Consider the following 26,589-nt stretch of genomic DNA (forward strand, 5'->3'; position numbering starts at 1 on the left):
ATCGGACAAACTATTTGTGCAGCACCAGATACTGATACGGCGCCAGGGTAAGGGAGCGGGCTGCGTCGGCGGGCTGCCCACTAAAGGCGTGGCGCCAGCCGGCACCGGCCAAACTGGCGGGAATGGAGAAGAGTTTCGGAGAGCTGCGCAGGTTGACCAGCACCAGCACCTGCTCCTTACCCGCCGTTCTGGTGAAGGCGCACACGTCGTCGGTGCTGTAGGAGGTTAGCTCGCCGCGGCGCAGGGCCTTGCTGCCGTTGCGGAATTTGATGAGGCGCTTGTACTCGGCCGTCAGCGCGGGGGTGGGCGTCCAGTCGATGGGCTGACGCGCGCCCATGAAGGGTACGCGCTGGCCGTAGCCCACTTCCTGCCCGTTGTAAATCATGGGCACGGCCTGCATGTAGGCCGCCGTCACAAAGGCCGCCATTGCCCCTTGAAGGCCGCCAAAAAACTCCTGCGGGGTGCCTTCCCAGGCATTCAGGTCGTGGTTGGACACGTAGCGCACCATGCGCGCCGCGGGCGGGGCGTGGCGGTACACGGCCGCGTTCAGGGAGTCGAGCAGCTTCACGCTTTTGCCCTGGGCAAAGATTTCATGCTTTAGCACATTGATAAAGCCAAAGTCGTAGCACAGCGGGAAGCCGGCCCGGAAGAAGTGTTTTTTCTTGTCGCCCTCGGCCAGCAGCAGCACCTTGCGCCCCCGGATGGAGGTGAGGCTCTGGCTGGCTTCCTGGAAAAACTCGAACGTGGGCCCATCGGCGTAATCAAACCGGAAACCGTCGACGTTGGCCTGGAACACCCAGTAGCGCATGGCCTGAATCATGGCGGAGCGCAATTGGGCGTTCTGGAAGTCCAGCTGCACGATGTCCTTCCACTCGGGAATGGGGTTGACGAGGTTGCCCGCGTCATCGTGCACGTACCAGTCGGGATGGTCCTTGGTCCAGGCGTGGTCCCAGCTGGTGTGGTTGCCCACCCAGTCCAGCATCACGGCCAAGCCGCGGGCGTGGGCGGCGTCTATCAGCATGCGCAAATCCGTGAGCGTCCCAAACTCAGGATTCACGCTGGTGTAGTCGCGCACGGCGAAGGGCGAGTCCACGGCCTTGAGCTTCCCAATCGGGAAAATGGGCATCAGATACACCACGTTTACACCCAGGGCCTTAACCGAATCAAGCCGGGCCGTGACGCTTTGAAAGTCGCCCGCCCGGCTGAACCCGCGCATGTTTACCTGGTAGATAGTGGCGTCCGGACTGTCGGGCACGCCCCGAAAGGGCTTGCCGTACGGGGCCGGGTCGTGGTAGACGGCCGGGGGGCCGGCTTTTTGCGCCAGCCCCGGTTGGGCGCCCGCCAGCAGCGGCAGTGCCAAAAGACAGGCCGCGAGTAAGGTATTTTGCATGGTGAACAACTCAATACCAGCCCGGCAGCCCTATTGCTACCTGACTGGCGAAACGTTATTTGGTTGGTAGCAGCCAGCGGGCGGGCGGCAGACCTTCCCAAGGGGCCGGAAACCTTCCACAAGTTTCCGGCCCGGGAAAAGTATAGCCGCACTAGCGGGTTACGGCCAGGCGGCGGGTCGCTATTTTTTCCCCTACCTGGACCTTCACCAGGTATGCACCCACCGCCAGGTCGCCCGTGGCTACACTCAGTTCGTGGAAGCCGGCCGACTGGCGGGCTGCCAGCAGGGTCCGCACCTCGCGGCCCAGCAAATCCGTCACGCGCACCGATACAGCTTGCGCCTTATCAAGCACCCGGTAGGCAATAGTTGATTTTCCCTGCGCAGGGTTCGGAAACACGCTCATGGCCACCACCGCTTCTTCGGCCTTGCGGCTGCTGGTCACCACCAGGTTAAGGGCTGCCACCTGGGTGCCGGCCAGGGCCGTAAAGTCGGGGCTGAAGCCGAGGTTGTTGTTGCCATTGCCGGGAATTTCCGGAATTACATCCGACGACCAGTAGCCGTCCCCGCTCACGTAAGCGGCCATAGCGTGCACCACCGAAGCCCCCGAGGGCAGGCCCAGGGCGGCATTGTCGAACTCATATTCGAGTCCATAGGAACCCGCACCCCCTTCCGTGGCATTGCCGGGGTTGCTGGTAATGTCTCCGGTGGGCGTGGTTGGGGCCAGATAGGCTACCCGGGTGCCCGCAAACAGGCTGTAAGCACCAGTCGTGGCCGAGGCCGGCAACGTGTTGGCCGAGCCGCCGGGGTTGACGGGTGCGCTCAGTCCGTCGCCCAGGGACTTGGCCATGCCCGTGGTGGCCGTGTAGATGGCGGCCTGCACGTCGTTGGTGCCGGTGGCGGCAATGGCCACGTCGGTTTCCATCTCCATTTTGGTGCCGCCAATGCCCCCGCCCGCGAAGGTGCCAAATACTGTGGTCGTGCCCGCAATAGCCGGCAGGGCCGTGCCCACGGGCACCCCGGTTCGGTTCGGCAAATCCAGATAGAGCTGAAAGTTATTGCCACTGGCTTCCAGGGTGCCGGCCAGCCCGATGTAGAGCTTGGTGGCAGTGTTAGCCCCGTACATGCGCAGCAGGCCCGCATTGCCGAAGCCGGCCCCAGCAACGTGCGGCGTAGTAAAGGCCCCCAGGGACGTGTATTTGCCGCCGGTGGCTCCTATTTCGTTGGCGTTGATGATGCCATCCAACGTAATCTGGGCCTGGGCGCTGGTGGCGCCGGCCAGGGTGCTAATCAATGCCAGGGTAAGTGTTTTTTTCATGACGAAGGAGCGGGTGAGAAGAAAGGATAGGTGAGTGAGTGCCGCGGGCCGCGGAGCAGGCAAGGACCCTCCCCCACCGGCGCTGGGCCCAAGTGTGTCGGCCGCCATCAGGAGTATTCCGGCAACCAGCACCGGCCCAGGGCAGCCCGGTAAGTGGGGCCACCGGGCCCTGACGCAAGAGCAGCGCCAGGGCCCATGCCGCATTAGTAACCTGGCTGGTTGCCCACTGCCGGGCCAGGGCGGCCCGGCGGGCTATTTAGTTGTAGCCGTCGTTCTGCTTGAGCGTTGGGTTGGCTACCAGGTCGGTAGAAGGCAGCGGGTAGAGGTTGCGGTAGGCGGGCACATCGTGGCCCTGCTTGTCGTCGCCCGAGCCGGCGTAGCCTTTGAAGGGCCAGTTGTAGCCGGTTGTGAACTTGCCGAAGCGCACGAGGTCGGTGCGGCGGGTAGCCTCCCAGTACAGCTCGCGGCCGCGCTCTTCCAGAATAAAGTCGGGGGCCGTGAGCTGTGCCAGGGTGATCCGGCCGTTGGTATTGCCATAGGCCCGGTCGCGCAGGGCATTCACGTAGTCCAGAGCCTGGGCCTGGGTCCCGCCCTGGCCGCCGCGCAGCACGGCTTCGGCGTACATCAGGTACACGTCGCCAAGGCGAAGCAAGGGGAAGTCGGTGTCCACGAAGATGAGCTGTGGGTCGTTGCCGTTGGCTCCGGTGGAGGTCTTGTTCCGCCACTTCGTCACGCCGTAGCCCTCCGTGAAGATAGTCAGGTCGTTGATTTCCAGCGTCTGGCCCGAGGTAAAGAACATGGCGCGGGTATCGAAGTCACTGCCGGTGGCGGGAAACAGCAGCGGCAGGTTTTTGCGGGTGCGGTTGCCGGCCCAGCCGCTGTTAATGCCAAAGCCGCTGGTGAGCATCTGGCCGCCTACGGCCGCGTGGGTCAGGTAGGTAGTGCCACCGTAGCCCTGCGAGGCCACCCCGTCGCTGGTGAGGGGAAAAATGATTTCCGAGGCGGACGTCACGTTGTTGTCGGCCAGAAAGAGTAGCCGGTACTCGGGGGCCAGTGCGTAGTTAGCCTTCAGGATGTTATTGCAGTACGTGAGGCAGTCGGTATAGCGCGCGGTGCCGGTATACACCTGGGCATTCAGGTAGAGCTTGGCCAGCAGGGCCCAGGCAGCACCCTGGTCGGCGCGGCCGTAGGGGGCCGTGTGGGCGGGCAGCAGCGCGGTTTCAATAGCTTTCAGCTCAGACTCCACGTAGGCAAACAGCGCCGCGCGGGTGGTTTGCTTGGGCAGGTTCTTGCTGGGCGCGTCGGCCTCGGTCACGAAGGGCACGTTGCCGTACAGGTCGATGGCGTGGTAGTAAGCCAGGGCGCGCAGGAAGCGGGCTTCGGCCCGGTAACGGCGCGCATTTTCGGCATCGAGGCCCACAATGCCGCGGCGGCTGAGCTTGTCGTCGCTGGTTTCGCGGATAAACTCGTTGCACAGCGCCACTTCGTAGAAAATCCGGGTGTAGCTGTTGTTGATCAGGTCGTTGCTGCTGGTCCAGCTGGTGGTATTCAGCTCCTGGAGCGGGGGGCTGTTCCAGGCCACCACGGCCTGGTCGGCTACCAGCTCCTGCAGGTACCAGTAGGCGCGCAGGTACGAGGTTTCGCCTTCATCCTTGCCCTGGCCGGCAAATACGTCGGGGTTGCCGGGGTTACCCGACAGGTTGAAACCGGCGTAGCACTTGGCCAGCACCAGCAAATGGTTGGCGGGGTCCTTGTACACCGACTCGGTGTTCAGGTCATAGAACGGTTCCCGGTCGAGGTCTTTGTTGCAGGCCGTGAGCCCGCCGGTAAGCAGCGCGGCGGCCGCAGCCAGGGAAAGAGCGCCGCGGCGCAAAAGGCTATGGAAGTTCATGCGAGTAAGTTGTTAGTTGCTGGTTGTCAGTTGTCAGTGGGCCTGTGGCCTTCTCGTGCTGGCGTCAGGGCAGTTGGAGCGCCAACACCTGACAACCAGCAACTGACAACTCGCTTAAAAACCCAGGTTGATGCCGGCCGTGACGGTGCGGGGCAGCGGGTAGATGTTGCTGTCGATGCCGGTGGCGCGCTCGGGGTCGAGGCCCGAGTAGCGGGAGAGCAGCAGCAGGTTCTGGCCCGCCAGGGTGAGGCGCAGGCTGGTGCCGGCTTTCAGCAGGCTGCCAAAGTCGTAGCCCAGCGTCACGTTCTGCAGGCGCACAAACGAACCATCTTCCAGGTTGATGTCGCTGAAGGGCTGCCCATTGCGAAACCCGGTTGTGTAGATGGCCGGCACCACGTTGGCCGCATAATTCAGCGTTGTGTTCAGGCCGTAGTAGTTGTTCTGGCCACCGGCCACGTTGTTGTACACGTAGCCGCCGATGTTGGAGCGCACCGTAAAATCCAGGCTGGCTTTGCCGTAGCTGACACTCGAGCTGAAGCCCAGAATGGCCTTCGGGGCGGGGTTCTTCCCATACACTTTGTCGCGCTCATTGATGGTACCGTTGCCGTCCTGGTCCACGTACTGGTCGGTACTGAGGCTGGCCGTGGGGCCCTGCAGGGGCCGGCCGGCTTCGTCGTACTTCTGCTGGTACAGGAAGAAGGTGTTGGGCGCGTAGCCCACCGCATTTACCTGCACAAACTGGAAGTTGCCCACGTTGCCCGTGGGCGTACCCAGGTAGGTGGGGTCTTCCACCTGCGTGAGTCGGGTAATCCTGCCCCGGTTCATGGTAGCGTTGAAGTTCACCGTCCAGTTCAGCTTCTCGCCGCGCAGCACGTCGTAGTTCAGGGCCAGCTCAACGCCGCGGTTTTCCAGGCTCCCAATGTTGGTGAGCAGGGTGTTGGACAGGTTGCTGCCGGCCGGCACCGGAATCACGGCCAGCAGGTCGTCGGTCTGGCGCAGGTACACATCCACGGTACCCGTCAGGCGGTTGTTCAGGAAGCCAAAATCCAGGCCCGCGTCATACGTTTGGGTTTTTTCCCACTGCAGGTTGGCATCGTAGGCGGCCGGCTTCAGGGTGCGTACGGTATCGGTGCCAATTATCTGGCTGATCACCGGCGAACTAAGGCCGTAGCTGGCCAGATAAGGGTAGTTGCCGGCCACGTTATACACGTCCTGCTGGCCCGTGCTGCCGTAGCTCAGGCGCAGCTTCAGGTCCGAAATTACGGTCGTCTCTTTCAGGAACTCCTCCTGGTTGATGCGCCAGGCCACCGAAGCGGCCGGAAAGTAGCCCCAGCGGTTGTCGGGGCTGAAGCGCGAGGAAGCATCGGCCCGCAAGGTTGCCGTAACCAGGTATTTGTCCTTGAAGTTGTAGTTGGCGCGGCCGTAGTACGAGAGCAGCGTGTATTGCGTCTTGAAGGGATTCTGGGCGGGTTCCAGCGGGTTGATGCGGCTGCCGTCGGCCTTGTAGCCAAACCGGAAGGGCGCGTACGTGTAGAAATCCTGGTACGAATAACCGGCCAGCGCCTCTACCCGGTGGTTGCCCAGCTGCTTGGTGTAGTTGAGGTAGGCCTCCAGCAGGTCGTTGTCTTTTTCCTGCCGGTAGGAGTTGTTCAGGCCCTGCGTGGTGTACGCTACCGGCGACTCGGCCCCAATAAATACGGTCCCCGCACTGCGCGAACGGTCGTAGCCCAGGTTCAGGTTGGCGTGCAATTCGGGCAGGAAGTGCAGGGAGTAGTCGAACTGCACGTTGCCAATGCTGCGCAGCACCGTACTCCGGTCCCGTTTGTCGTTGAGCAGGGCCACGGGGTTGCGGTCGGTCAGCGGGTTCGGAATGGCCCCGTCGCGCCACTCGAAGTAGCCGTTGAAGCCCGTCGCGTCGTTCACGTAAATGGGCTGCGTGGGGTTGAAGCGCACTGCTGCCCCAATGGCCCCCTGGTCGGCGAAGCGGTAATCAGCCCAGGTGCCCTTGAAGTTGAGGTCGATGCGCAGATGATTGTCCAGCAGCCTCGGCGACAAGCCCACGGAAGCCGAGTTGCGCTTCAGGTTGCCGGTTTTCAGCGTACCGTCCTGGTTGAGGTAGCCCAGCGACACCCGGTACGGCAGGTGCTTCACGCTGCCGGTCACACTCACGTTATTGTCGGTGGTCCAGGCAGTTTGGTAAATGGCCGCCTGCCAGTCGGTGTTGGCCGAACCCAGGTAAGTCTTGTTATTAGCCGGGATAATGCCCTGAATTACGGCATTGTTCAGCAGCGTCCGGTAGGCCTCGCCGCTCAGCACGTCTACTTGGCCGTAGTTCTCGGAGCGCGTCACCAGCGAACTGACCGTAACGCGGGTTTTCTCCCCTTCCAGGCCTTTTTTGGTGGTGATGAGAATAACCCCGTTGGCTGCCCGCGAACCGTAGATGGCCGTAGCGGAGGCGTCTTTCAGAATCGTAAACGTCTCAATATCATTGGGATTCACCAAGGCCAGCGGGTTGCCGGCCCCGTTGATGCCCTGGTTGTCTACCGGTACTCCATCGATAACGATGAGCGGGTCGTTGCTGGCATTCAGGGAAGACCCGCCCCGAACGCGGATGGTGCTTACCTCGCCGGGGGCGCCCCCGCCGGTGGTAATCTGCACCCCGGCCACCTTACCCTGCACTAATTGCTCGGGCGCGGTTACCTGGCCTTTCACAAAGTCTTTGGCCGATACGGTCGTAACGGCGCCGGTCAGGTCCTGGCGGCGGGTGGTGCCGTAGCCTACCACCACGGCTTCGTTCAGCAGGGTGGTGTTTTCCGTCAGCGTGGCACTCAGCTCCGTATTCTGGCCCGACACCGTAGTGAAGGGCAGGCGCTGGGTGTTGTAGCCCACGAAGGAGACAACCAGCACGTGCGGGCCATCGGGTACGTTGCTGATGCTGAACTGCCCGTCGGCGTTGGTGGAGTTGCCCAGGGAGGTGCCTTCTATCAGCACCGTCACCCCCGGTAGCCCCTGCCCGGCCTCATCCACGATGCGGCCACTCACCGAGCCCACCACCGGCGGGGCGGGGCGCAGCAGCTCAGTGGGGGAGCCCGGCACGGTGCCGGCCACTGCGGCCGGCCGCACCGGGGCGGCCAGGGCGGTGCCGGCCACCAGCATACTGAGGGCCGGCGCGAGCAGGACGCGGGTAAAATTGCGGGGATTGTGTGGGAAGGGTAAGGGTACTGGCATACGAGTAGGGGGCTAGCAGAACCTGTGGAGTGCGTTGCCTGCCCAGTGCACTACCGGTCGCAACAAACGTTTGCGGCCGGCACTGATAGCAGGAATGGCACAAAACAATACCCCCCCTTACTCAACTAAAATTTGTCAAAACGCAATCAAGAAAATATAAGACTATATGCGCTTCAAATAACTGATTTACAGAAATTTAAACTTAAAACTTAGCGTAAAAATATGAACCCAGTATCGTAGTTATCAAAGCCTATATCCTGAAATTACCGGGGTTTTACCAGCTTGAAAGCACCTTGAACAGCCCTGGCTCCTGTGGGCTGAGTAGGTACTCCCTTGCGGGCGGCCATTGCCCAGGCTCAGTTCCCCGCTAGGTATTTGCCCGGCCATTCGGTGGACTGCCAGGACGGCGTTAACAAGCCCGGCACGTGCGGTTGGCGTATTCAGCGCACCTGACTTATAGCAGCCAACCCACGGGCGGCGCAGCCCCGGTAGTGCCCCGGGGCCTGGCTACCTACACCGCCTGAATGGCCTGGATGCGGGCCTCGAATTCCTCGTTGGGGACCAAGGAGCGGTTCTTTACCCGGGTCTTGTAGGTATAGATGGTGTTGATGGAATAGCCCAGCATCCGGCTGATCTGCTCGCTGTCGTCGATGCCCAGGCGGATGAGGGCGAAAATGCGCAGCTCCGTCGTCAGCAGCTGGTCCTCGGCGAGCTGCACCTGGTCTTCGGGCTTGAACAGGGCATTGAACTGGCTGATGAAGTGGGGAAACAGCCGCAGGAACACCGTATCGAAGCCCTTGAACAGCTCGTTGCGCTCCTTCTTGATGTTGATGTTGTCGGCCAGCTTCTGCACGGCCGTGTACTGCTTGTTGCCGAGCTGGGTATCGAGCGTCTTCTTCAGGGCTTCCAGCTTGTCGATGTACTGGGAGTTGTTGTGGAAGTAGTAGGCTATGTATTCTTCCTTGATCTTGTTGGCCTCGTTCAGCCCGCTGTTCAGCTGGTACAGCTCCTGGTTGCGGGCGCGCAGCTCCCGGTTGGTGAGCGAAATCAGTTTGTCGGCCTTCTGCAGGCGGCGCAGCTGCTTGAAAATGATGAACAGGAAGCCCACCACAAACAAGGCCAGCAGCGTCACCACCGTGGAGTAGGTCTTCAGCGACTTGCGCTGGTTTTCGATGATGTTGATTTTCTGCCCTTCAATCAGGGAAGAAATGTGGCTGATTTCAATCTGCCGCTGCCGCGCCTTGTAAAACGTGGCCTGCGCCCGCGCTTCCCGGATGAAGGTATAAGCATTTTCCAGGTCCCCGCGCCGGTAGCAGTAATCCGACAGCTGGAACATGGCCACTGTTTCCTTGGTCGCGGTCTTCACGTCGGCAATGGCCGATACCAGCAGCAGCGCAAAGGCCCGTTCTTCCTGCTTGCCAACAAAAGCCATGTGAGCGGCGGTGCTGGCACTCACGGCCAGCTGGTGCAACGAGAGCTGCGGTAGCCGCCGGATTTGCTCGTAGAGCCTGGTGCCCTCGGCCAGCCGGTTGTTTTTCAGGGCCAGGAACTGCTGCAGCGAGAGTTGCTCGTAGGAGCCGGGGCGGCTGTAGCGCAGGGCCGTATCGGTATAGGCCAGGGCCTTGGCGTAGTAGGCGGGCCGGTACACTGCGTCCTGGTTGAAGTCGCCCAGGTCGCTGTAGGCGCGGGCCTGCAGGAAGTAGAAGTCCACCTTGTCGGCGTCGCTTAGCCGGCCGGGCTCTATGGTTGCCAGCGTTTCGAAGGTTTCCTTGAACATGCCCGAAGACAGCAGAATAAAGGCCAGCTTGAGCTTGGCTACTTCCACCTTGCCCGGGTCATGCAGCTGCTCCGCTACCTCCATTACCTTCTGGCTGTAAACGAAGGCCGAGTCGTACTTAAAGGCCTTATACTCGTCGTAGATGCGCAAACCCAGGTCGAACCTGGCCGCGGCGCTGCCTTTGCTGGCCTGGTAGGCGGTAGTGAGGGCCGCAATGCGGGCCAAGCGTTGCGCGTCGTACGCCTGCTTGTGCGCCAGCGCGGTGTTCAGCTCCGTGAGCAGACTATCGGTGGTGTTTGGGCCGGCCCAGACGGGCCCCGCGCAACACACCATAACGCACAAGAGCAGCAGGAACTTCACCAGGCAGGCAAGCTAAGGAGCCGAAGTCGGCGGGGGCCAAAAGTAGTAAATATGTTGAGCCGGCCAGGGGCCGCTACGCCCACTCCCCGGGCAGCTGCACCGCCTCCAGCCAGGGCTGCAACTGGGCCGGGTTCTGAAAAGGGTTGATGAACAGCACCCGCTCCTCCCCCACTAAGCGCCACACCTCGGCGTAGAAGTCGCCAAAGGCAAAGAGCTGCAGGCGGCAGCCGTGCTCGGCGCGGTCGGCCAGGTGGTGCCCGGCCTGGGCCAGCCGGATTCCCTGCTCGGTCTGGTGGAGTTGCTTAAAGGTGTGTAGGTCCATCTACTTAGCCGTTAGCGGTCAGCTGTTAGCCTGACCGCTAAATTACACGATAGAAACAACGTATGGGCACAAGCCCCACCCCCATGGCTGTTAGCTGATGGCTGTTAGCTAACAGCTATTGGCTAACAGCCATCAGCTAACAGCCATCTGCTATTCCCCACAACGCGTACTTTCGCCGGATGAAAACCCTGCGCTTTCCGCACCCCCTGGTGCTGCTTACCGGCTTTGTTCTGCTGGCCTGCCTGCTAAGCTACGTGCTGCCCGCCGGCGTATTTGAGCGCCACGCCGACGCCGTCACCGGCCGCGATATTGTAGTACCCGGCTCCTACCACCGCGTGCCCGCCACGCCCGTGAGCCCGCTGCAGGCGATAGTAGACATCCCGAGAGGTCTGGGCGAGGCCGCTTCCGTCATCTTCCTGGTGTTTCTGGCCGGCGGCGCTTTCACCGTCGTCGACCACACCGGGGCCCTGCGCCGGGGCGTGGACTGGCTGCTGGAAAAGTTTCGGGGGCGCGAGGCAGTGGTCATTCCCATCATATCGGTGCTGTTTGCCACCATGGGTGCCCTGGAAAACATGCAGGAGGAGATAGTGCCTCTCATTCCGGTGCTGCTGATTCTGATGCGCCGCATTGGGTATCCCGCCATTACGGCTGCCGCCGTCAGCATTGGCTCGGCAGCCGTGGGGGCAGCGTTTAGCCCGCTGAATCCTTTTCAGGTGGGCATTGCTCAGAAGCTAGCCCAATTGCCCCTGCTTTCGGGCGGTGGGTTTCGGCTGGCCTTTCTGGCCCTGGCCCTGGCTATCTGGATTGGGGGCACCGTGCGCTTTGCGTTGCGCCACCGGGTGGCCCCGGAAGTTGATGCCGCGGCTGCTACCGCCGAGCAGGGTGGCCGCCACGGCATCGTGCTGGCCTTGCTGTTCGTCACCTTTGCCTTTTTTGCCTACGGCGTATTAGAGCTGGGCTGGGAGTTTGAGCAGATGGCGGCGCTGTTTTTCGCCCTGGGCGTAGCCGCCGGCCTCATTGGCGGCCTGGGCCTCACGGGCACCGCCGAGTCGTTTATCGTGGGCTTCCGCGACATGGCGTTTTCGGCCATGCTCATTGGCTTCGCCCGGGCCATTTTCGTGGTGCTGGAGCAGGGCCAGATTGTGGATACCATCGTCAATGCCATGTCGGCGCCGCTGGCGGGCCTGCCGGTCACGCTTTCGGCGCTGGGTATGGTGGGCGTGCACACGGCCCTGCACCTGCCCGTGCCCAGCGTGAGCGGGCAGGCCGTGCTCACCATGCCCCTGCTCGTGCCCCTCTCCGACCTCATCGGCCTTTCGCGGCAGGTGACGGTGCTGGCCTACCAGTACGGCGCCGGCCTCTGTGAGCTGATTACGCCCACCAACGGCGCCCTGGTAGCCATTGTGGCCGGCTGTGGGGCGCGCTTCGACCAGTGGTGGCGGTTTGTGCTGCCGCTGTACCTGGCGCTGCTGGCGTTGGCGGTAGTGGCTATTGTGGTGGGCATTGCGGTGGGCATCTAGCCCGGCGGGCACTTCGACCCTATTTGCCAGCGGCTGCGGATGATTACTCCCGCAATGCGCTGTGATTTTGTAGCAGGCAACCCTATTTTTCGCCCGCGGCACGTACGCATCATTCTCAACCAACCCTCCCCATGATTCAAACCAAAGCCTACGCGGCCCAAAGCCCCGAAACCGACCTCGCCCCCTGGACCTTTGAGCGCCGTGCCGTGGGCGCCCACGACGTGCAGATCGAAATCCTCTTCTGCGGGGTGTGCCACTCCGATTTGCACCAGATTCGCAACGAATGGTTTCCCGGCATCTTCCCCATGGTGCCCGGCCACGAAATCGTGGGCCGCATCACCAAAGTTGGCGACCATGTAAAGAAGTTCAAGCAGGGCGACCTGGCCGGCGTGGGCTGCATGGTGGACTCCTGCCAGGTGTGCTACAACTGCAAAGACGGCCTGGAGCAGTACTGCGTGGAAGGCAACACCCAGACCTATAACAACCTGGGCCGCGACGGGGCACCGACGTACGGGGGCTACTCCAACACCATCGTGGTACGCGAGGAGTTCGTGGTCAGCGTGTCCGACAAGCTCGATCTGGCCGCTGTGGCTCCGCTGCTCTGCGCCGGTATCACCACCTACTCACCCCTGAAATACTGGGGGGTGGGCAAAGGCCACAAGCTGGCCGTGGTGGGCCTGGGCGGGCTGGGCCACATGGGCGTGAAATTCGGCGTGGCCTTTGGGGCTGATGTAACTGTGCTCAGCACCTCGCCCGCTAAGGAAGCCGACGCCAAAGCCCTCGGGGCCCACCACTTCGTGGTAACGTCCGACGAGGAGCAGCTCAAGGCCGTGCAGGGCTCCTTCGACTTCATTCTGGACACCGTGGCCGCCGACCACAACATTCCGCTGTACCTGTCCCTGCTCAAAACCAGCGGCACGCACATCCTGGTAGGGGCCCCGCCCAAGCCCCTAGAAATTCCGGCCTTCGCCCTCATTCCGGGCCGCAAGAGCGTATCGGGCTCCACCATCGGCGGCATCCGGGAAACCCAGGAAATGCTGGACTTCTGCGCCGAGCACAACATCGTGTCCGACATTGAGCTCATCAACATCCAGGACGTCAACCAGGCCTACGAGCGGATGGTGAAAGGCGACGTGCGCTACCGCTTCGTCATCGACATAGCCAGCCTGTAGAACTCAGGCCCGGAAGCGTAGCCGGCTCCCCGGCTTTGCTGCGCGTGGAGCTACGCGTGGTAAGCTGGGAGCCGGCTTTTTTGCGTCGGCGCGCGGGCCTCCACTACCTCAGGCAAACCGCAGCTCTTCGGCCTCGAATACGCGGGGCACTTTGCGCTTGCGCTCCACCAGCTGGAAACGGGCCCGGTCGGTAGCCTCGTCCCAGAACACGTCGGAGATAAGGCCGCGGTGCGGGGCCCGGCCGGGCTCGGGCGCTACTTCCTGCACGGCGTCGCCGAAGGAGAAGGCGGGCTTGCCATATAGCTCCTTGAACAGCTCGGGACGCACCTTGAACTGCTGCTCATCGTAGCGCAGCAGCAGCCATTCTTCATCTTCATCGATTTTCTCGAACAGCTTGCCCACGGGCTCCAGCCACTCAAACGTGCGCCGGTTGGCCGGGTGAATGTAGCTATAGCCGTAGGCGGGCGTCCAGCCATACAGGCCGTGAACAACGGGTTTAGGACGAGGCACTGGGGAAATTAAATAAGCGGTTCAACCATCAGCCAGCTGGCGCTGGCGCGGAGGCTTTAAGTAAAAGCCCGGCTACCTCATAACGCGCTGCCCGCCCTATCTGTTCAGGCGCCGCGGGGGTAAGCACCCTGCCCGCGGCCGGCCACCGGGGGGGTGCCGGCAAGCAGGCCCGGCTTGCTGCCCGGCCTGCGTACCGCCCAGCTACGGCCACGGGCTGCTTCCACCACAACCCATCACGCGTTTTTGGATAAAAGCCGGCAAAACCCGCCAGCCGGGCCGGGAAAGTATAACCAAATCGGTAACTCCACAGTAGAAGAGCTCAGATAAACTTTCGCACTGCTTTTCTGACCTAACCTATATGCCCCAGGCTGACACTCTTACTGCGCCCACGCCTCAGGCGGGCATGGGCGCTATTCCGCACTCCCAGGGTACCACATTCCGCGTGTGGGCGCCCAACGCCACGGCCGCGGCCCTCGTGGGCCCTTTCAACGACTGGAACCCCGCCACGCACCCCCTCACCCACGAAGCCGACGGCTACTGGGCCACTGATATTGCCGACCTCGGCGCCGGCACCGAATACAAGTTCTGGCTGCAGACGCCCGCCGGCGAGCTAACCAAAAACGACCCCTACGCCCGTCAGGTGACGCACTCGGCCGGCTCCTCCGTAGTTCCCGACTACTCCTTTGACTGGGAAGACGACCAGTTTCAGATGCCGGCCTGGAATGAGCTGGTGGTGTACGAGCTGCACGTGGGCACCTTCAACGCCCCCGACCCCAACCGCCCCGGCACCTTCCTGAACGTGGTGGAAAAGCTGGGCTACCTGCGCGACCTGGGCATCAACGCCATTGAGATTATGCCGGCCACCGAGTTTCCGGGCGGCCGCAGCTGGGGCTACAACCCCGCCCACCCGTTCGCCCTCGAAACCGACTACGGTGGACCCCAGGCCTTCAAGGAACTAGTGAAACAGGCCCACCGCCACGGCATTGCCGTGATTCTGGACGTGGTCTACAACCACTTCGGGCCCGGCGACCTGGACCTCTGGCAGTTTGACGGCTGGCAGGAAAACGACGGCGGCGGCGTATACTTCTACAACGACTGGCGCGCCGAAACGCCCTGGGGCCACAACCGCCCCGACTACGGCCGCGACGCCGTGCGCCGCTACATCCGCGACAATGCCCTGATGTGGCTGGAAGAATACCGCGTGGATGGCCTCCGCGCCGATGCCATTGCCCACATCCGCAACGTAGACGGCACCAACGACCCTTCCCGCGACCTGCCCGAGGGCTGGAGCTTGATGAAGTGGATCAACGAGGAAATCCGGGAGCGGATGCCCTGGAAAATCACCATTGCCGAGGATTTGCTGGGCAACGAGTTCATCACCCGCGCCCCCGAAGACGGCGGCCAGGGGTTTGCGGCCCAGTGGGACGCGGGCTTTGTGTACCCCATCCGCGAAGCCCTGACGACTCCGCACGACGCCGACCGCAACCTGGCGGCCGTGGCCGAAGCCGTGGCTAAGCGCTACAACGACGACGCCTTCCAGCGCGTCATCTACACGGAGTCGCACGATGAGGTGGCCAACGGCAAAAGCCGCGTGCCGGAGGAAATCATGCCCGGCGACGCCCACACCTGGTTTCCGAAAAAGCGGGCGACCCTGGGTGCCGCGCTGGTGTTCACGGCCCCCGGCGTGCCCATGATTTTTCAGGGCCAGGAGTTTCTGGCCGATGGCTACTTCTCCGACGACCAGCCCCTGGAATGGGAGCACGCCGAAACCCACCGTGGTTTAGTGACGCTCTACCGGGACCTGATCCGCCTGCGGCGCAACTTCGAAGGCAGCACCCGGGGCCTGCAGGGCCAGCACATCGACGTATTCCACGTCAACGACCAGGAAAAAGTAATGGCCTTCCGGCGCTGGGCCGAGGGCGACGGGGGCCCCGGCGACACGACCATTGTGCTCTGCAACTTCGCCGACCGCGCCCACGAGGCCTACACCATCGGGCTGCCCTGTCAGGGCCACTGGCGGGTGCGCTTCAACTCCGACTGGGCGGGCTACGACGAAGAATTCGGCAACTTCGAAAGCGTGGACACGCACAGCGAGGAAGGCGAGTACGACGGGTTTGCCTGCCACGCCACCTTTGGGCTGGCCCCCTACTCGGTGCTCATTATTTCCCAGGAATCAGGCGAGTAATCGGGCTGATGCTGAGGGCACGGCTGCCGGCCAGGAAATCTTTCCTGGTTGGCAGCCGTGTTTTTTATTGAAAAAGCGGGGGCTTGCTGGCATTGCATCCCGTTTGCTGCCTACTTTACCGGCCCGTCCGGCCTCCACCTTTCTACGCTTGCCCGCTATGCAGTTTCCTTCATCTGCCCCCGACCTTGTTGCCCCCAATGCCCTGCTGGTGGAAGTAGCCTGGGAAGTCTGCAACCAGGTAGGTGGCATCTACACCGTTATCCGCAGCAAAGTACCGGCTACGGTACAGGGCTGGCAGGACAGCTACTGCCTGTTAGGGCCCTACTTCGCGCAGCAGGCCCAGGCTGAGTTTGAGCCTATGACGGAGGCCGAGCTGGCCGCAGCCACCGACCCATTTTCGCGAGCCGTACGCCGCCTGCGGGAACAAGGCGTGGGTGTGCACTACGGCGTGTGGCTGGTAACGGGCCGTCCCCGGGTGGTGCTCCTGAGCCCGTACGATGCCTACGGGCAGCTGGGCCAGATCAAAGCCGACCTCTGGCGCGACCACGGCATCCCGACCCCCGACCACGACGACCTGCTGCACCAGGTAGAAGCGTTTGGCCACCTGGCCAAGCGCTTCGTGCAGGCCTTGGCTACCGAAGCGGCCGCGGATGCGGCCCAACCCCAGGTGCTAGTGCACTTCCACGAGTGGATGACGGGCGTAGCCATTCCCGACCTGCGCCGCGAGCAGGTGCCCGTGCGCATTATCTTTACTACCCACGCCACGCTGCTGGGCCGCTACCTGGCCATGAACGACCCCAACTTCTATGACCACCTGATGCAGGTGAGCTGGGAGGCGGAGGCGCGCCACTTCAACATCGAAACGGCCGTGCGCATAGAGCGGGCCGCCGCGCACGGCTCCCACGTGTTTACCACGGTAAGTGAGCTGACGGTGCGGGAGTGCATCTACCTGCTCGACCGGATACCCGACGCGGTGCTGCCCAACGGCCTAAACATCGAGCGGTTTGTGGCCCTGCACGAGTTTCAGAACCTGCACCAGCAGTACAAGGCCAAGATTCACGAATTCGTGATGGCGCACTTCTTCCAGAGCTACTCGTTTGATCTGGACAAGACGCTGTACCTGTTTACCTCGGGCCGCTACGAGTACCACAACAAGGGGTTCGACCTGACGCTGGAGGCGCTGGCCCGCCTCAACTACCGCCTGCAGCAAAGCGGGCTGGAAGGCCAGGTGGTTATGTTTTTCATTACCAAGCGTCCTTTCTACAGCATCAACCCGCAGGTGCTGCAAAGCCGTGCGGTGCTGAATGAAGTGCGCGAAACCTGCGAAGCCATTGAGCGACAGGTGGGTGAGCGGCTGTTCTACGCCGCCGCCGGTGCCACCGACTACAAGCTGCCCGAGCTAGGCAGCATGGTAGACGATTACTGGAAGCTGCGCTACCGCCGCACCCTGCAAAGCTGGAAAACCAACAGCTTGCCCCCGGTCATCACCCACAACTTAGTAGACGACCACAACGACGACATTCTGAACTTTGTGCGGCGCGCCAACCTGGTCAACAACCAGCACGACCGGGTGAAAATCGTGTATCACCCCGATTTTGTGTCGCCCACCTCTCCCCTGTTTGGTATGGAGTACGGGCAGTTTGTGCGGGGCTGTCACCTGGGCATCTTTCCAAGCTATTACGAGCCCTGGGGGTACACGCCGCTGGAGTGCGTAGCCCGCGGCGTGCCTGCCATCACCAGCGACCTGTCGGGCTTCGGCGACTATGTGATGCAGAATGTACCGCAACACGAGGAGAAAGGCATTTTCGTGGTGCAGCGCCAGGAAAAAAGCTTCGACGAAGCCGCAGAGGAGCTCACCAACATGCTCTGGACTTTTGTGCTGCAAACCCGCCGGGAACGGATTATGCAGCGCAACCAGGTAGAAAGCTCCTCGGAAATGTACGACTGGAAAAACCTGCGCGTGTACTACGACCGGGCCTATCACCTGGCCCTGGAGCGGAGCTAAGGTTAATTACTAGTTATCAGTTGTTTGTTGTTGTCAGGTATCAGGATAACCTGATAACTAGCGTGGTCGTGTGGCAGGGTGCGGGGCTGGCCATTGCGGCAGCAGGATAACAACCAGCAACTCGCAATGAAAAACTAAATGCTACGCCATCTGGCGGACGGGTTTGTAGAGAAACAGCAGCCCCAGGCCCGCTATCAGGCAGGCTAGAGTGGGCAACAGCCCCGTGGGCGTGAGAAAGAACGTGGGCGCGCTGAGGGCCACCAGGGTGCCCGCGGCGTGGCAAAAGGGCCGGGCCGCCCGGGAGCGGCCCTGGCTCAGCAGCTGGGCCTGCTGCAACATGCGCAGACTCAGCCCCATAAATACCACGCCCATCAGCATCAGGGAATAAAACTGAAAGTCATAGGCAAAGGTGTGGGTCATCAGGCGCTCCAAGGCCTGGCAGAGGTTAGCCAGCAAATGGGCCCCCATCCGCACCGCCACCCAGGTAGGTCCCAGCACCAGAGCAAACAACGCCAGCCGGCGGATGGGCGGTTTATAGCGCACCAACCACTGCCGCCAGCAGACAAGAGCCAGCAGCAGCGTCAGCCCCGCTGTTAGTGCATCAAGGTGTAGCCACACGAAGCTCATAGAATAAATCAGCCGGATCAATACCTAAGCAAAAGTACCTGCTTACTGCCCCTGCGTCAATCACATAAGCATGTGAAGGCTCCCAGGCCCTACTCAGCTAGCTACAGTACAATTGGCGCCGGAGAATCAGAATTGGCGCTGTAGAAGTATGCCGCTTATTGCCTACCTTCTTTTCCCTTTCCCTCCTACCACACCAAACACTTCGCTACCTGGCTGGTTATTTTTATTCATTTCTCTGTTTTAAGTTAAGTATGCGGCTGCCTGGGCTTCTTATGCTGGTAGGGTTTCTGGGCTGGGCCTCCTGGGCCACTGCCCACGAATTCTGGCTGCACCCCAGCCGCTACCGCGTATCGCCCGGCACCCTCGTTTATGTTCGTCGGTTGGTTGGGCAGCAATTGACGGGCTCCCCTTGGTCGGGCACGAGCCAGCGCCTGGCCCGGCTGGTGCAGTACGCCCCCAACGATACCGTAGACCTGACGGCCGTGGCCACGCTGGCCGACACCCTGCGCACCACCTTGGAACTGAATGAGTCGGGCACGCACATGCTGTGCCTGGATACCAACGAAACGGCTTTGTCTTTATCGGCCGCCGATTTTAATGCTTACCTGAAGGAAGAAGGGCTGGAAAGCATTCTGCTTGTGCGCCAGAAACGCAAGCAGCTGGACAAGCCGGCCCGGGAAACCTACCGCCGGTGCGCCAAAACCCTCGTGCAGGTTGGCGGTACCCTGGCCGGGCCCTTCAACGCGCAAGCCGGGCAGGACCTGGAATTCATTGCGGATCAGAACCCCTATGCGGCCCGGCCCGGCTCCCTGCTTACGGTACAATTGCGGGAAAAAGGCCAACCCATTCGGGGGCAGCTGGTGCAAGCCTGGGTAAAATCCCAAACTCCCGCCCAGGCGCCCGCTCAGTTGCAGCGCCTGTATACGTCGCCGGAAGGCCGGGTGCTGATTCGCTTGCCCACGCAGCCCGCCGAAATCCTGGTGAGTGCCGTCCGGATGCACCCGCATCCGCACCCCGACCAAGCCGATTGGCAGAGTACCTGGGCTACACTTACCTTCGGGGTAAATCAACCCTATAAGCGTTGATAGGCCCTATTTCCGCAACGATTTTTTTTACTACCTTCGCAACTCCCGTAACCTCCGAACTGTCCGCTGGTATGAAGTACTCGATTGATAAAAAAGAAACCTACACAATCATCACGATTGACGAGAAGAAGCTTGACACTACGGTGGCGCCGGATCTGAAATCGGAGTTTGTGAAATTGAATGCCGAGGGCATTAACAACCTGATTCTGGACTTGCAGAACGTAAAGTACACGGACTCTTCGGGGTTAAGTTCTATTCTGATTGCCAACCGTCTGTGCAATTCCACTGGCGGTCTGCTGGTGCTGACCGGCCTGCAGGACCACGTCATGAAGCTGATCACCATCTCGAAGCTGGAATCGGTACTGCACATTCTGCCCACCGTGGAAGAAGGCATCGACCGGATTTTCCTGCACGCCATTGAGCGCGACCTGACCAGCAAAGAGTAGCCTGTTTATGGGCTGTTGGCTGTTGGCTGTTAGCTGTTAGTTTTTCTGCTGACAGCTACCGGCCAACAGCCTTTTTATTTACCTGGCTGATGCGCTGCCTGGCCGAAGGGCTACCCAATCCCGCCGCTTCTCCGCAGCCATTTAACCAGCTAGCCAGCCAGCCATTTTACATGGAATTTGAGCTAAGGATTTTGGGCAGCGGCTCGGCCACGCCAGTACCGGGCCGCCACCACACGGCCCAGGTGTTGAGCGTGGGCAACATGCATTACCTGCTGGATTGTGGCGAAGGCACGCAGCGCCGGCTGATGGAGCACAAAATCGGCCCCATGCGCCTCAGCGTCATCTTTATTTCCCACCTGCACGGCGACCATTTCTTTGGCTTGTTTGGCTTGCTGGGCACTATGCAGCTGCAAAGCCGCACCGAGCCGCTGCGCCTCTTCGGCCCCGCTGGCCTGGAAGAAGTCCTGACCACGCAGTTCCGCCACTCGGGCACCCAGCTCAGCTTCGACCTGGAATTTGTGGTGGTGGACCCCACCGTGCACCAGTTGGTGTATGAGGATAAGCTGCTGACGGTGCACAGCTTGCCCATGCGCCACCGCATTGCCTGCTGCGGCTACCTGCTGCGCGAGCAGCCCCGGCGCCGCTCCCTGCTGCGGGACCGGCTGCCGGCCAGCCTCTCCCCCGCCCAGCTCCAGCAGCTCAGCCAGGGCGAAGACCTGCTCGACGAAACTACCGGCGAGGTAGTGCTCCGCTATGCCGAGGTAACGGGCCCACCCAAACGCGCCCGCAGCTACGCCTTCTGCTCCGACACTGTGTATTTGCCGGGGTTGGTGGAGCTGGTGCGCGGGGTGGATGTGCTCTACCACGAAGCCACCTTCCTGGATGAGCTGCGCGAGCGGGCCGCCGTTACGTTTCACGCCACGGCCCGGCAGGCGGGCCAGCTGGCCCGGGAAGCCGGCGTGGGCCAATTGCTCATCGGGCACTTTTCTTCCCGCTACCGCGACCTGGAGCCCCACCTGCGCGAGGCCCGCTCCGAGTTTGCGCCTACGCTCCTGGCTCTGGAAGGCACCGTGGTAAACGTTCCTAATCAACCAACTGCCGAGTAAGCGGCGCGTTGTTGTACTTTGACCGTATGGTTCCAACTTCTTCTTTTGCCCACAAAAAGCAGCAGCTCTACCTGGTTCTGAGCGGCATTTTTATTGTAAATGCCCTGCTGGCCGAAATCATCGGCGTGAAGATATTCTCGGTGGATGCCCTGCTGGGGCTGCCCGGCAACCTCACGGCCGGGGTGCTGATCTGGCCCGTGGTATTCGTCACCACTGACATTATCAACGAGTACTTCGGGCGCAAGGGCGTGCTGCGGGTGAGCTTCCTCACGGTAGGGCTGATTCTGTACGCCTTCCTCGTGATTCTGGCTACCACCAAGCTCCCCCCGGCCCAGTTCTGGCTTGACATCAACAAAGTAGATGCGGAAGGCCGACCCTTCAACATTGAGTTTGCCTACCAGAGCATTTTCCGCCAGGGCCTGGGCATCATCACGGGCTCTATTGTGGCCTTTCTAATTGGCCAAGTGCTCGATGCCACGGTGTTTCAGGCCCTGCGCCGCATCACGGGCAGCCGCCTTATTTGGCTGCGCGCCACGGGCTCCACGCTGGTCTCGCAGCTGGTCGATTCGTTTGTGGTACTGTTCGTGGCGTTTTACCTGTTCGGCAACTGGAGCTTCGAGCAAGTACTGAGCGTGGCCAACACCAACTACTGGTATAAGTTCGCCTCGGCCATTCTGCTCACGCCGGTGCTCTACCTAGCTCACTACCTCATCGACCGGTACCTGGGCCAGGATGATACGGTGGAGCTACAGCAGGAAGCCGCGGCCAATGTGAGTGTGTAATTCTTTTGTTTTTCCTGTTTTATGCGTCTACTCTTATTAGTAGCATTTCTACTATTTCCTGCTCTATTATTCGCTCAATTTAATTCGTTTAAACTTGGCTCGTATATCCTTGCTGATAATCAACAGGTCCGGCATGATGCCAAACTTAAGTTGCAAGATGCTAAGCTACTAATAGCAAAAGACGAGAAGGGAAGCACTATTAAGATTACGCCAAGAGAAATTAGTAGCTTTCGAATTGGCATTAAGCGCTATCGGAAAGCAAATGGTTTCGAGGAGAGCAAGGCGTTTACTGAGGACGCAGCAGATGAAGTTTTCGTAGAACTGCTGGACAGTGGCCAAGTAATGCTTATGCGCTATGAATACACCACTAAGTCAGGGCCAAGTGCAAGCCCAAATGGTGCTATAGCTTCTGGTGGCAATTTCGTTCATGAAACCTACTTATTGAAATGGTCTAATGGAACGGTTGTGTCGGCTGTTCCGGCGGGTGGGATAACTGGCAGTAATAAAATGTTTAGGGAGATGATACTGCTCTATCTGAGCAGCCGGCCAGATTTAATTAAACTGGTAGAGGATAAACAGATTATTCTATCAGATCTTAAACGTCTTATTCATGCACTCAATACTGGTACACCCTACGTGCCAGAGCCTGTCCATAACATTCGCGACTGATCTTTTTCTTTCCAACTATGCCCCGCATTCTCACTGGCATTCAAAGCACCGGCCGCCCGCACCTGGGTAACCTACTCGGTGCTATTCTGCCCATGATTGACTTGTCGCGCAATGCCGCTAACGAGTCCTTGTTTTTCATTGCCGATCTGCACTCCCTCACCACCGTGCGCGACGCGGAGCTGCTGCGCCAGAACACCTACGCGGTAGCGGCCGCCTGGCTGGCCTGCGGCATCGATACGGAGCGCAACCTGTTCTACCGGCAGTCGGACGTGCCGCAGGTGACGGAGCTGACGTGGTACCTCTCGTGCTTCACGCCGTTCCCGATGCTGGCCAACGCCCATTCGTTTAAGGACAAGTCTAGCCGCTTGGCCGATGTGAATGCCGGCTTGTTTACGTACCCCGTGCTCATGGCCGCCGACATCCTGCTCTACGACGTGGACATTGTACCCGTGGGCAAGGACCAGATTCAGCACCTCGAAATCACGCGGGATATTGCCTCGGCCTTCAACAACCGCTACGGCGAAACCTTCGTGCTACCTCAGGTGCGCGTAGATGAGCAGGTAATGCTGGTGCCCGGCCTCGATGGCCAGAAGATGAGCAAGAGCTACGGCAACATCCTCGACATTTTCGTGGACGACAAGGCCCTGCTCAAAACCATCAAGAGCATTGTATCAGACAGCACGCCCCTGGAAGCGCCCAAGAACCCGGACACCGACACTACCTTCAAGCTCTACTCCCTGCTGGCTACGCCCGAGCAGGTGGAGGAAATGCGCCAGAACTACCTGCGCGGCGGCTACGGCTACGGCCACGCCAAGCAGGCGCTCTACGAGGTAATTCGTACGCGCTTTGCCCGGGAGCGGGAGTTGTTCAGCTACTACATGAACAACCTGCCCGAAGTGGATGCCCGACTGGCCGAAGGTGCTCAAAAAGCCCAGGCCTACGGCTCCGACGTCCTGAACAAAGTGCGTGAGAAAGTAGGTTACCTCAGAAGGTAATGTGGGGAATGTGCGGCGCTTCGCTAATGTGAGAAATGTGCTGATGTTGGCATATGTCATGGCAAGCAGCGCGAAGCCATCCGTCCTCTGAAACGTGCTGCCCGTTCTTCCACCAGAAAGCCCTTACTCGTTGCGCACGGGTAAGGGCTTTTCACATCTGGGGGTTTGGCACGTTGTTCAGGACGGATTACTTCGGCTACGCCTCGCAATGACCGCAGGTCATTAACACATTTCCCACATTCCCTCACATTAGCACATTACACTCAATACGGCAGGCCGTCGATGTTGCTGTGCTGCTGACTGTAGAAGCTGAAGCCCACTTTGCTGCCGCGGCTTACCTGCTGGTTTTCGATTTTCTGCTTAACGGTAATCTTCTGGATTTCGGGCAGCGGGGGTGCAATCAGGTCGTTGTTCACGGCCGCAATCATGGCGCTTTCCACGAAGAGCTTCATGGCATCCGAGGTCAGGAAGTTGTCCGACATATCCAGATCGGGCATTTCCAGCTGCTGCACGCCTTCCAGGAAGTAGTGGTTGTCGATGTTGATCAGCAGGCGGCCCACTAAGTAGCCGGGGTCGTTGAGGCGCTGGTACTTGATGGAGTCGGCCATGAAGTTGTAGGCCATGATGTGCCCGAAAAAGCGCCGCCGGAAGTCCTCCTCTACGTAGGCCGTGGGCATGGGGCCATAGGTATCGGGGAAGGTGACGATGTTGGAGTGGAGCACGAACACGAGCAAATCACCCGAGAACCGGATGTGGAACTCCATTTCATTCACGGGCCGGTACTCAATCACCACGGAGGCATCTACGGGCGTGAGCTTGCGGCTGAGCTCCACCACCAACTCCTGCGACACCTTCCGCAGCAGATCGAAGGCGGCAATGGTATTGCGGTAGATGGCCTGCTTGGCCGTGGACTTCTGCCGGAGACCTTCAAAAATCAGCGTCAGCCGCTCCGTAACGGCTTCAGGTGTTACGGAATCGATGTGCGGCATCACGTCCGGGTGGTTGTTATCGGGCGCGGCCTGGGGCGCGGTGGGTTCCGGCGCGGCAGCTCCGGGCGTTTCCGCCGCGACCACCATTTCCGGGTCTGCGTTCTTCTTGGTGCGTTTTGCCATAGCTAAAAAAAGGCGGGCTAAGCCAGCCATAACGGGTACATCCTGTTGCCTACGCGCCCCCGCATCGGAGGTTGGCGCTGCCAGGAATGTACGATACTCCCGGTTTATCCAGATGTTTCTTCCGCGGCGGCGGTGCTTTGTAGCGGCGGGGGAGCGGGCAGCACTGCTGCAGTAGGCCAGGCCGGACTCCGAAAAGCTACTGTGCGGAGGCCTTGGTGAGCAAATTCTGGTGTAGCGGGCAGCAGCATGGCCTGCGCCGACGGGTGCCCCAGGGCCTCGCCTACCGTGCGCACTGCCCCGGCCGGCACCGCCAGTTGCCCCAGCTCCGCCAGCAGCGCCTGCCCCTTTACCTCAGCAATGCGTGCCCGCAGCAACTCTTCCAGCTCCGCACGGTGCGCTACGCGGGCTGGGTTGGTAGCAAACCGGGCGTCGGCGGTCCACTCCGGCTGGGCCAGCACGGCGCAAAGCTGTTGAAACTGCCGGTCGGAGCCCACGGCCAGCAACAGGCGCACTCCGTCGGCGGCTTCGTACACAGTGCCGTAGGGCACGATGCTGGGGTGGCCCGAGCCCAGCGGCTGGGGCTCCTGCCCTGTCACTAAAAAGCTAGCGGCCTGGTTGGCCAGGGAAGCCAAGGCGCTGTCCCAAAGAGAAACCTCAACCAAAGTACCCTGGCCCGTCCGCTCGCGCTGGTACAGGGCGGTGAGCAGTCCGGCTTTCAGCTGATGAGCCGTGAGCAAATCAATCAGGGCCACGGGCATTTTCTGGGGAGGCTGCCCGGGGCCGGCGGCGTTCAGGTGCATAAACCCCGCTTCGGCTTGCAGCACAGCATCGTAGCCCGCGCGGTTCACGTCGCCCCCGTACCCCGTGATGTGCCCATAAATCAGCCGCGGGTTCAGGGCAGAAAGCGTGGCGTAATCGGCCCCTAGCTTTTCAGCGTCGCCGGGCTTGTAGCTGGCCAGCACGATGTCGGCGCGGGCCGCCAGCTCGTGTAGGGAGGCCCGGCCCGCAGTGGTGGTTAAGTCAAGCACCAGGCTCTGCTTGCCCCAGTTGGCGCAGGAAAAGTACGCCGACACGGAGGTATGGGCGTCTTCGCCACGGGTTTTCCAGGTGCGGGTTACGTCGCCGGCGGGGGCTTCTATTTTGAGCACGTCGGCACCCAGCTCGGCCAGAAACTGACCTACCTGCGGGCCGGCCAGCACCGAGGCCAGCTCAAGCACGAAAAGCCCCTGCAGTGGCAGCGAAAAAGAACTATCGACCATGGGCCGAAGGTAGGTACCCCTTCGGAATTTCGTTTTGATGTAGGCTCCGGCTAGTGTTTCAGTATGCAGTTACCGGCCCTACTCTACGCGCCCCAGCCGCACGAACACCGGAAACCGTACTTCTCGCTCTTCTTCCCCCCAGATCCGCGTCAGGTCGTCGGCCAGGAGCAGTACGGCGTCCTGCCCGTGCTGCTTTTGGTACTTCACCACGCTCGACCAGGTGCGCAGGTAGTTCAGGAAGTGCCCAGCCGTCCAGCGGCGGGACTCCGTGAAATGCGCGTACTCCACGGCGGCGAAGGGAAAAGGCAGGCGGGTGTACTCGTCGTCGATGTGCCAGCGGTTTTCGTCCCAGTACGGGCGCATGGTTTCGGCGTAGAATCGGCGGATGAGCGGGTCCAAGTCGGCCCTAACCTGCACTAGGCCGTAGCCCCACTCAGCTACTACACCGCCGGGGCGCAGCACGCGGCGCACTTCCTGGTTGAATGCCTCGGGCTCAAACCAATGTACCGCCTGCCCCACCGTCACCACGTCCACCGACTGCGTGGGCAGGGCCGACTGCTCGGCCGGAGCCAGCTGGTAGGTGATATTGGGCAGCCGGGGCGCTTCGGCCAGCTGGGCCGCGCTGATGTCGGTGGCGGTGACGTGCGCAAAGTGGCGGGCCAGCACCACGGCCACCTGCCCGTTGCCGGTAGCACAGTCCCAGGCGTGGGCCCGGCCCGAAACGCGCGGTAGCAGCCACTCATACAATGCCGCCGGGTAGTCGATGCGGTAGCGGGCGTAGAGGCTGGCTTGATCGGAAAAACGGTCGAGCATGGGCGCGGAGGTTAGGGCGT

At 61.2% G+C, this 26,589-nt stretch carries 21 protein-coding genes; 10 read left to right on the forward strand and 11 right to left on the reverse strand.

The genetic code is table 11. From position 1 onward, the window contains the following. Positions 1 to 10: 10 nt before the first annotated feature. The 6 genes from FY528_RS15285 to FY528_RS15310 form a co-directional block, all read right to left on the reverse strand. Positions 11 to 1,390 carry an alpha-amylase family glycosyl hydrolase gene (locus FY528_RS15285; protein WP_149071903.1) on the reverse strand — a complete coding sequence of 460 codons (1,380 nt, stop codon included), beginning with the start codon at positions 1,388 to 1,390 and terminating at the stop codon, positions 11 to 13. 151 nt (positions 1,391 to 1,541) lie between these two features. Next, positions 1,542 to 2,705: a T9SS type A sorting domain-containing protein gene (locus FY528_RS15290; RefSeq protein WP_187632141.1), complete on the reverse strand. Its 1,164-nt coding sequence runs from the start codon at positions 2,703 to 2,705 to the stop codon at positions 1,542 to 1,544. Between the two features lie 256 nt (positions 2,706 to 2,961). Beyond that, positions 2,962 to 4,596 (reverse strand): RagB/SusD family nutrient uptake outer membrane protein, encoded by a 1,635-nt coding sequence (locus FY528_RS15295; protein ID WP_149071905.1) that lies wholly within the window; start codon positions 4,594 to 4,596, stop codon positions 2,962 to 2,964. Between the two features lie 114 nt (positions 4,597 to 4,710). Beyond that, positions 4,711 to 7,824, reverse strand: coding sequence for a SusC/RagA family TonB-linked outer membrane protein (locus tag FY528_RS15300; RefSeq protein WP_149071906.1), 3,114 nt, complete (start codon positions 7,822 to 7,824; stop codon positions 4,711 to 4,713). Between the two features lie 511 nt (positions 7,825 to 8,335). Continuing rightward, a complete protein-coding gene (gene susR, locus FY528_RS15305) occupies positions 8,336 to 9,961 on the reverse strand; it encodes a SusR family glycan utilization regulator (protein WP_149071907.1) in 1,626 nt (541 codons plus the stop codon). A gap of 73 nt (positions 9,962 to 10,034) precedes the next feature. Then, on the reverse strand, positions 10,035 to 10,283 hold the full coding sequence (locus FY528_RS15310) for a hypothetical protein (RefSeq protein WP_149071908.1): 249 nt from the start codon (positions 10,281 to 10,283) through the stop codon (positions 10,035 to 10,037). 179 nt (positions 10,284 to 10,462) lie between these two features. Here FY528_RS15310 and FY528_RS15315 point away from each other — a divergent pair, with 179 nt between their 5' ends. Both FY528_RS15315 and FY528_RS15320 read left to right on the forward strand, forming a co-directional pair. Continuing rightward, positions 10,463 to 11,803, forward strand: a complete 1,341-nt coding sequence (locus FY528_RS15315; protein ID WP_149071909.1) for a YfcC family protein — start codon at positions 10,463 to 10,465, stop codon at positions 11,801 to 11,803. 131 nt (positions 11,804 to 11,934) lie between these two features. Beyond that, positions 11,935 to 12,975, forward strand: coding sequence for an NAD(P)-dependent alcohol dehydrogenase (locus FY528_RS15320; protein WP_149071910.1), 1,041 nt, complete (start codon positions 11,935 to 11,937; stop codon positions 12,973 to 12,975). 108 nt (positions 12,976 to 13,083) lie between these two features. Here the strand turns inward: FY528_RS15320 and FY528_RS15325 are convergent, their stop codons facing one another. Continuing rightward, positions 13,084 to 13,485, reverse strand: coding sequence for a DUF6960 family protein (locus FY528_RS15325; RefSeq protein WP_149071911.1), 402 nt, complete (start codon positions 13,483 to 13,485; stop codon positions 13,084 to 13,086). A gap of 358 nt (positions 13,486 to 13,843) precedes the next feature. On the opposite strand from FY528_RS15325, the gene FY528_RS15330 reads away from it, so the two are divergent. Together FY528_RS15330 and FY528_RS15335 are read left to right on the forward strand one after the other, a co-directional pair. Then, positions 13,844 to 15,670: an alpha-amylase family glycosyl hydrolase gene (locus FY528_RS15330; RefSeq protein ID WP_262384017.1), complete on the forward strand. Its 1,827-nt coding sequence runs from the start codon at positions 13,844 to 13,846 to the stop codon at positions 15,668 to 15,670. 157 nt (positions 15,671 to 15,827) lie between these two features. Further along, positions 15,828 to 17,675: a glycosyltransferase gene (locus FY528_RS15335; RefSeq protein WP_149071912.1), complete on the forward strand. Its 1,848-nt coding sequence runs from the start codon at positions 15,828 to 15,830 to the stop codon at positions 17,673 to 17,675. A gap of 141 nt (positions 17,676 to 17,816) precedes the next feature. Here FY528_RS15335 and FY528_RS15340 read toward each other — a convergent pair whose 3' ends face one another. Further along, positions 17,817 to 18,302, reverse strand: coding sequence for a hypothetical protein (locus FY528_RS15340; protein ID WP_149071913.1), 486 nt, complete (start codon positions 18,300 to 18,302; stop codon positions 17,817 to 17,819). A 272-nt stretch (positions 18,303 to 18,574) separates the two neighbouring features. On the opposite strand from FY528_RS15340, the gene FY528_RS15345 reads away from it, so the two are divergent. The 6 genes from FY528_RS15345 (at position 18,575) to trpS (ending at position 23,385) form a co-directional block, all read left to right on the forward strand. After that, on the forward strand, positions 18,575 to 19,387 hold the full coding sequence (locus tag FY528_RS15345) for a DUF4198 domain-containing protein (protein ID WP_187632142.1): 813 nt from the start codon (positions 18,575 to 18,577) through the stop codon (positions 19,385 to 19,387). Positions 19,388 to 19,458: 71 nt separating this feature from the next. Next, a complete protein-coding gene (locus FY528_RS15350; RefSeq protein WP_073111726.1) occupies positions 19,459 to 19,833 on the forward strand; it encodes an STAS domain-containing protein in 375 nt (124 codons plus the stop codon). Between the two features lie 89 nt (positions 19,834 to 19,922). Continuing rightward, positions 19,923 to 20,939 (forward strand): ribonuclease Z, encoded by a 1,017-nt coding sequence (locus tag FY528_RS15355; protein WP_262384018.1) that lies wholly within the window; start codon positions 19,923 to 19,925, stop codon positions 20,937 to 20,939. Positions 20,940 to 20,965: 26 nt separating this feature from the next. Then, the gene (locus tag FY528_RS15360; protein ID WP_149071915.1) at positions 20,966 to 21,721 is read left to right on the forward strand and encodes a queuosine precursor transporter; all 756 of its coding nucleotides are present in this window, start codon (positions 20,966 to 20,968) and stop codon (positions 21,719 to 21,721) included. A gap of 21 nt (positions 21,722 to 21,742) precedes the next feature. Beyond that, complete coding sequence (locus FY528_RS15365; protein ID WP_149071916.1) at positions 21,743 to 22,390, forward strand: hypothetical protein; 648 nt, start codon at positions 21,743 to 21,745, stop codon at positions 22,388 to 22,390. Between the two features lie 17 nt (positions 22,391 to 22,407). Beyond that, positions 22,408 to 23,385: a tryptophan--tRNA ligase gene (trpS, locus tag FY528_RS15370; RefSeq protein WP_149071917.1), complete on the forward strand. Its 978-nt coding sequence runs from the start codon at positions 22,408 to 22,410 to the stop codon at positions 23,383 to 23,385. 263 nt (positions 23,386 to 23,648) lie between these two features. On the opposite strand, the gene FY528_RS15375 is transcribed toward trpS, so the two are convergent. The 3 genes from FY528_RS15375 to FY528_RS15385 all read right to left on the reverse strand — a co-directional run bounded on the left by FY528_RS15375 (position 23,649) and on the right by FY528_RS15385 (position 26,569). Further along, positions 23,649 to 24,497: a hypothetical protein gene (locus FY528_RS15375; RefSeq protein WP_262384019.1), complete on the reverse strand. Its 849-nt coding sequence runs from the start codon at positions 24,495 to 24,497 to the stop codon at positions 23,649 to 23,651. A 104-nt stretch (positions 24,498 to 24,601) separates the two neighbouring features. Beyond that, positions 24,602 to 25,756, reverse strand: coding sequence for a CaiB/BaiF CoA transferase family protein (locus FY528_RS15380; protein ID WP_149071918.1), 1,155 nt, complete (start codon positions 25,754 to 25,756; stop codon positions 24,602 to 24,604). Between the two features lie 78 nt (positions 25,757 to 25,834). Further along, positions 25,835 to 26,569: a class I SAM-dependent methyltransferase gene (locus FY528_RS15385; protein ID WP_149071919.1), complete on the reverse strand. Its 735-nt coding sequence runs from the start codon at positions 26,567 to 26,569 to the stop codon at positions 25,835 to 25,837. Positions 26,570 to 26,589 lie beyond the last annotated feature (20 nt).

This window comes from Hymenobacter lutimineralis, from assembly GCF_008271285.1.
Classification (GTDB): Bacteria; Bacteroidota; Bacteroidia; order Cytophagales; family Hymenobacteraceae; genus Hymenobacter; species Hymenobacter lutimineralis.

Bases quoted from the DNA above. Each gene is read 5' to 3' on its own strand.
- FY528_RS15350 (WP_073111726.1), top strand. From the start codon at position 19,459: ATGAAGTACTCGATTGATAAAAAAGAAACCTACACAATCATCACGATT.
- FY528_RS15355 (WP_262384018.1), top strand. From the start codon at position 19,923: ATGCGCTGCCTGGCCGAAGGGCTACCCAATCCCGCCGCTTCTCCGCAG.
- FY528_RS15310 (WP_149071908.1), bottom strand. From the start codon at position 10,283: ATGGACCTACACACCTTTAAGCAACTCCACCAGACCGAGCAGGGAATC.
- FY528_RS15315 (WP_149071909.1), top strand. From the start codon at position 10,463: ATGAAAACCCTGCGCTTTCCGCACCCCCTGGTGCTGCTTACCGGCTTT.
- FY528_RS15385 (WP_149071919.1), bottom strand. From the start codon at position 26,569: ATGCTCGACCGTTTTTCCGATCAAGCCAGCCTCTACGCCCGCTACCGC.
- FY528_RS15340 (WP_149071913.1), bottom strand. From the start codon at position 18,302: ATGAGCTTCGTGTGGCTACACCTTGATGCACTAACAGCGGGGCTGACG.
- FY528_RS15345 (WP_187632142.1), top strand. From the start codon at position 18,575: ATGCTGGTAGGGTTTCTGGGCTGGGCCTCCTGGGCCACTGCCCACGAA.
- trpS (WP_149071917.1), top strand. From the start codon at position 22,408: ATGCCCCGCATTCTCACTGGCATTCAAAGCACCGGCCGCCCGCACCTG.
- FY528_RS15290 (WP_187632141.1), bottom strand. From the start codon at position 2,705: ATGAAAAAAACACTTACCCTGGCATTGATTAGCACCCTGGCCGGCGCC.
- FY528_RS15300 (WP_149071906.1), bottom strand. From the start codon at position 7,824: ATGCCAGTACCCTTACCCTTCCCACACAATCCCCGCAATTTTACCCGC.
- FY528_RS15360 (WP_149071915.1), top strand. From the start codon at position 20,966: ATGGTTCCAACTTCTTCTTTTGCCCACAAAAAGCAGCAGCTCTACCTG.
- FY528_RS15365 (WP_149071916.1), top strand. From the start codon at position 21,743: ATGCGTCTACTCTTATTAGTAGCATTTCTACTATTTCCTGCTCTATTA.
- FY528_RS15335 (WP_149071912.1), top strand. From the start codon at position 15,828: ATGCAGTTTCCTTCATCTGCCCCCGACCTTGTTGCCCCCAATGCCCTG.
- FY528_RS15285 (WP_149071903.1), bottom strand. From the start codon at position 1,390: ATGCAAAATACCTTACTCGCGGCCTGTCTTTTGGCACTGCCGCTGCTG.
- FY528_RS15295 (WP_149071905.1), bottom strand. From the start codon at position 4,596: ATGAACTTCCATAGCCTTTTGCGCCGCGGCGCTCTTTCCCTGGCTGCG.
- FY528_RS15375 (WP_262384019.1), bottom strand. From the start codon at position 24,497: ATGGCAAAACGCACCAAGAAGAACGCAGACCCGGAAATGGTGGTCGCG.
- FY528_RS15320 (WP_149071910.1), top strand. From the start codon at position 11,935: ATGATTCAAACCAAAGCCTACGCGGCCCAAAGCCCCGAAACCGACCTC.
- FY528_RS15330 (WP_262384017.1), top strand. From the start codon at position 13,844: ATGCCCCAGGCTGACACTCTTACTGCGCCCACGCCTCAGGCGGGCATG.
- FY528_RS15380 (WP_149071918.1), bottom strand. From the start codon at position 25,756: ATGGTCGATAGTTCTTTTTCGCTGCCACTGCAGGGGCTTTTCGTGCTT.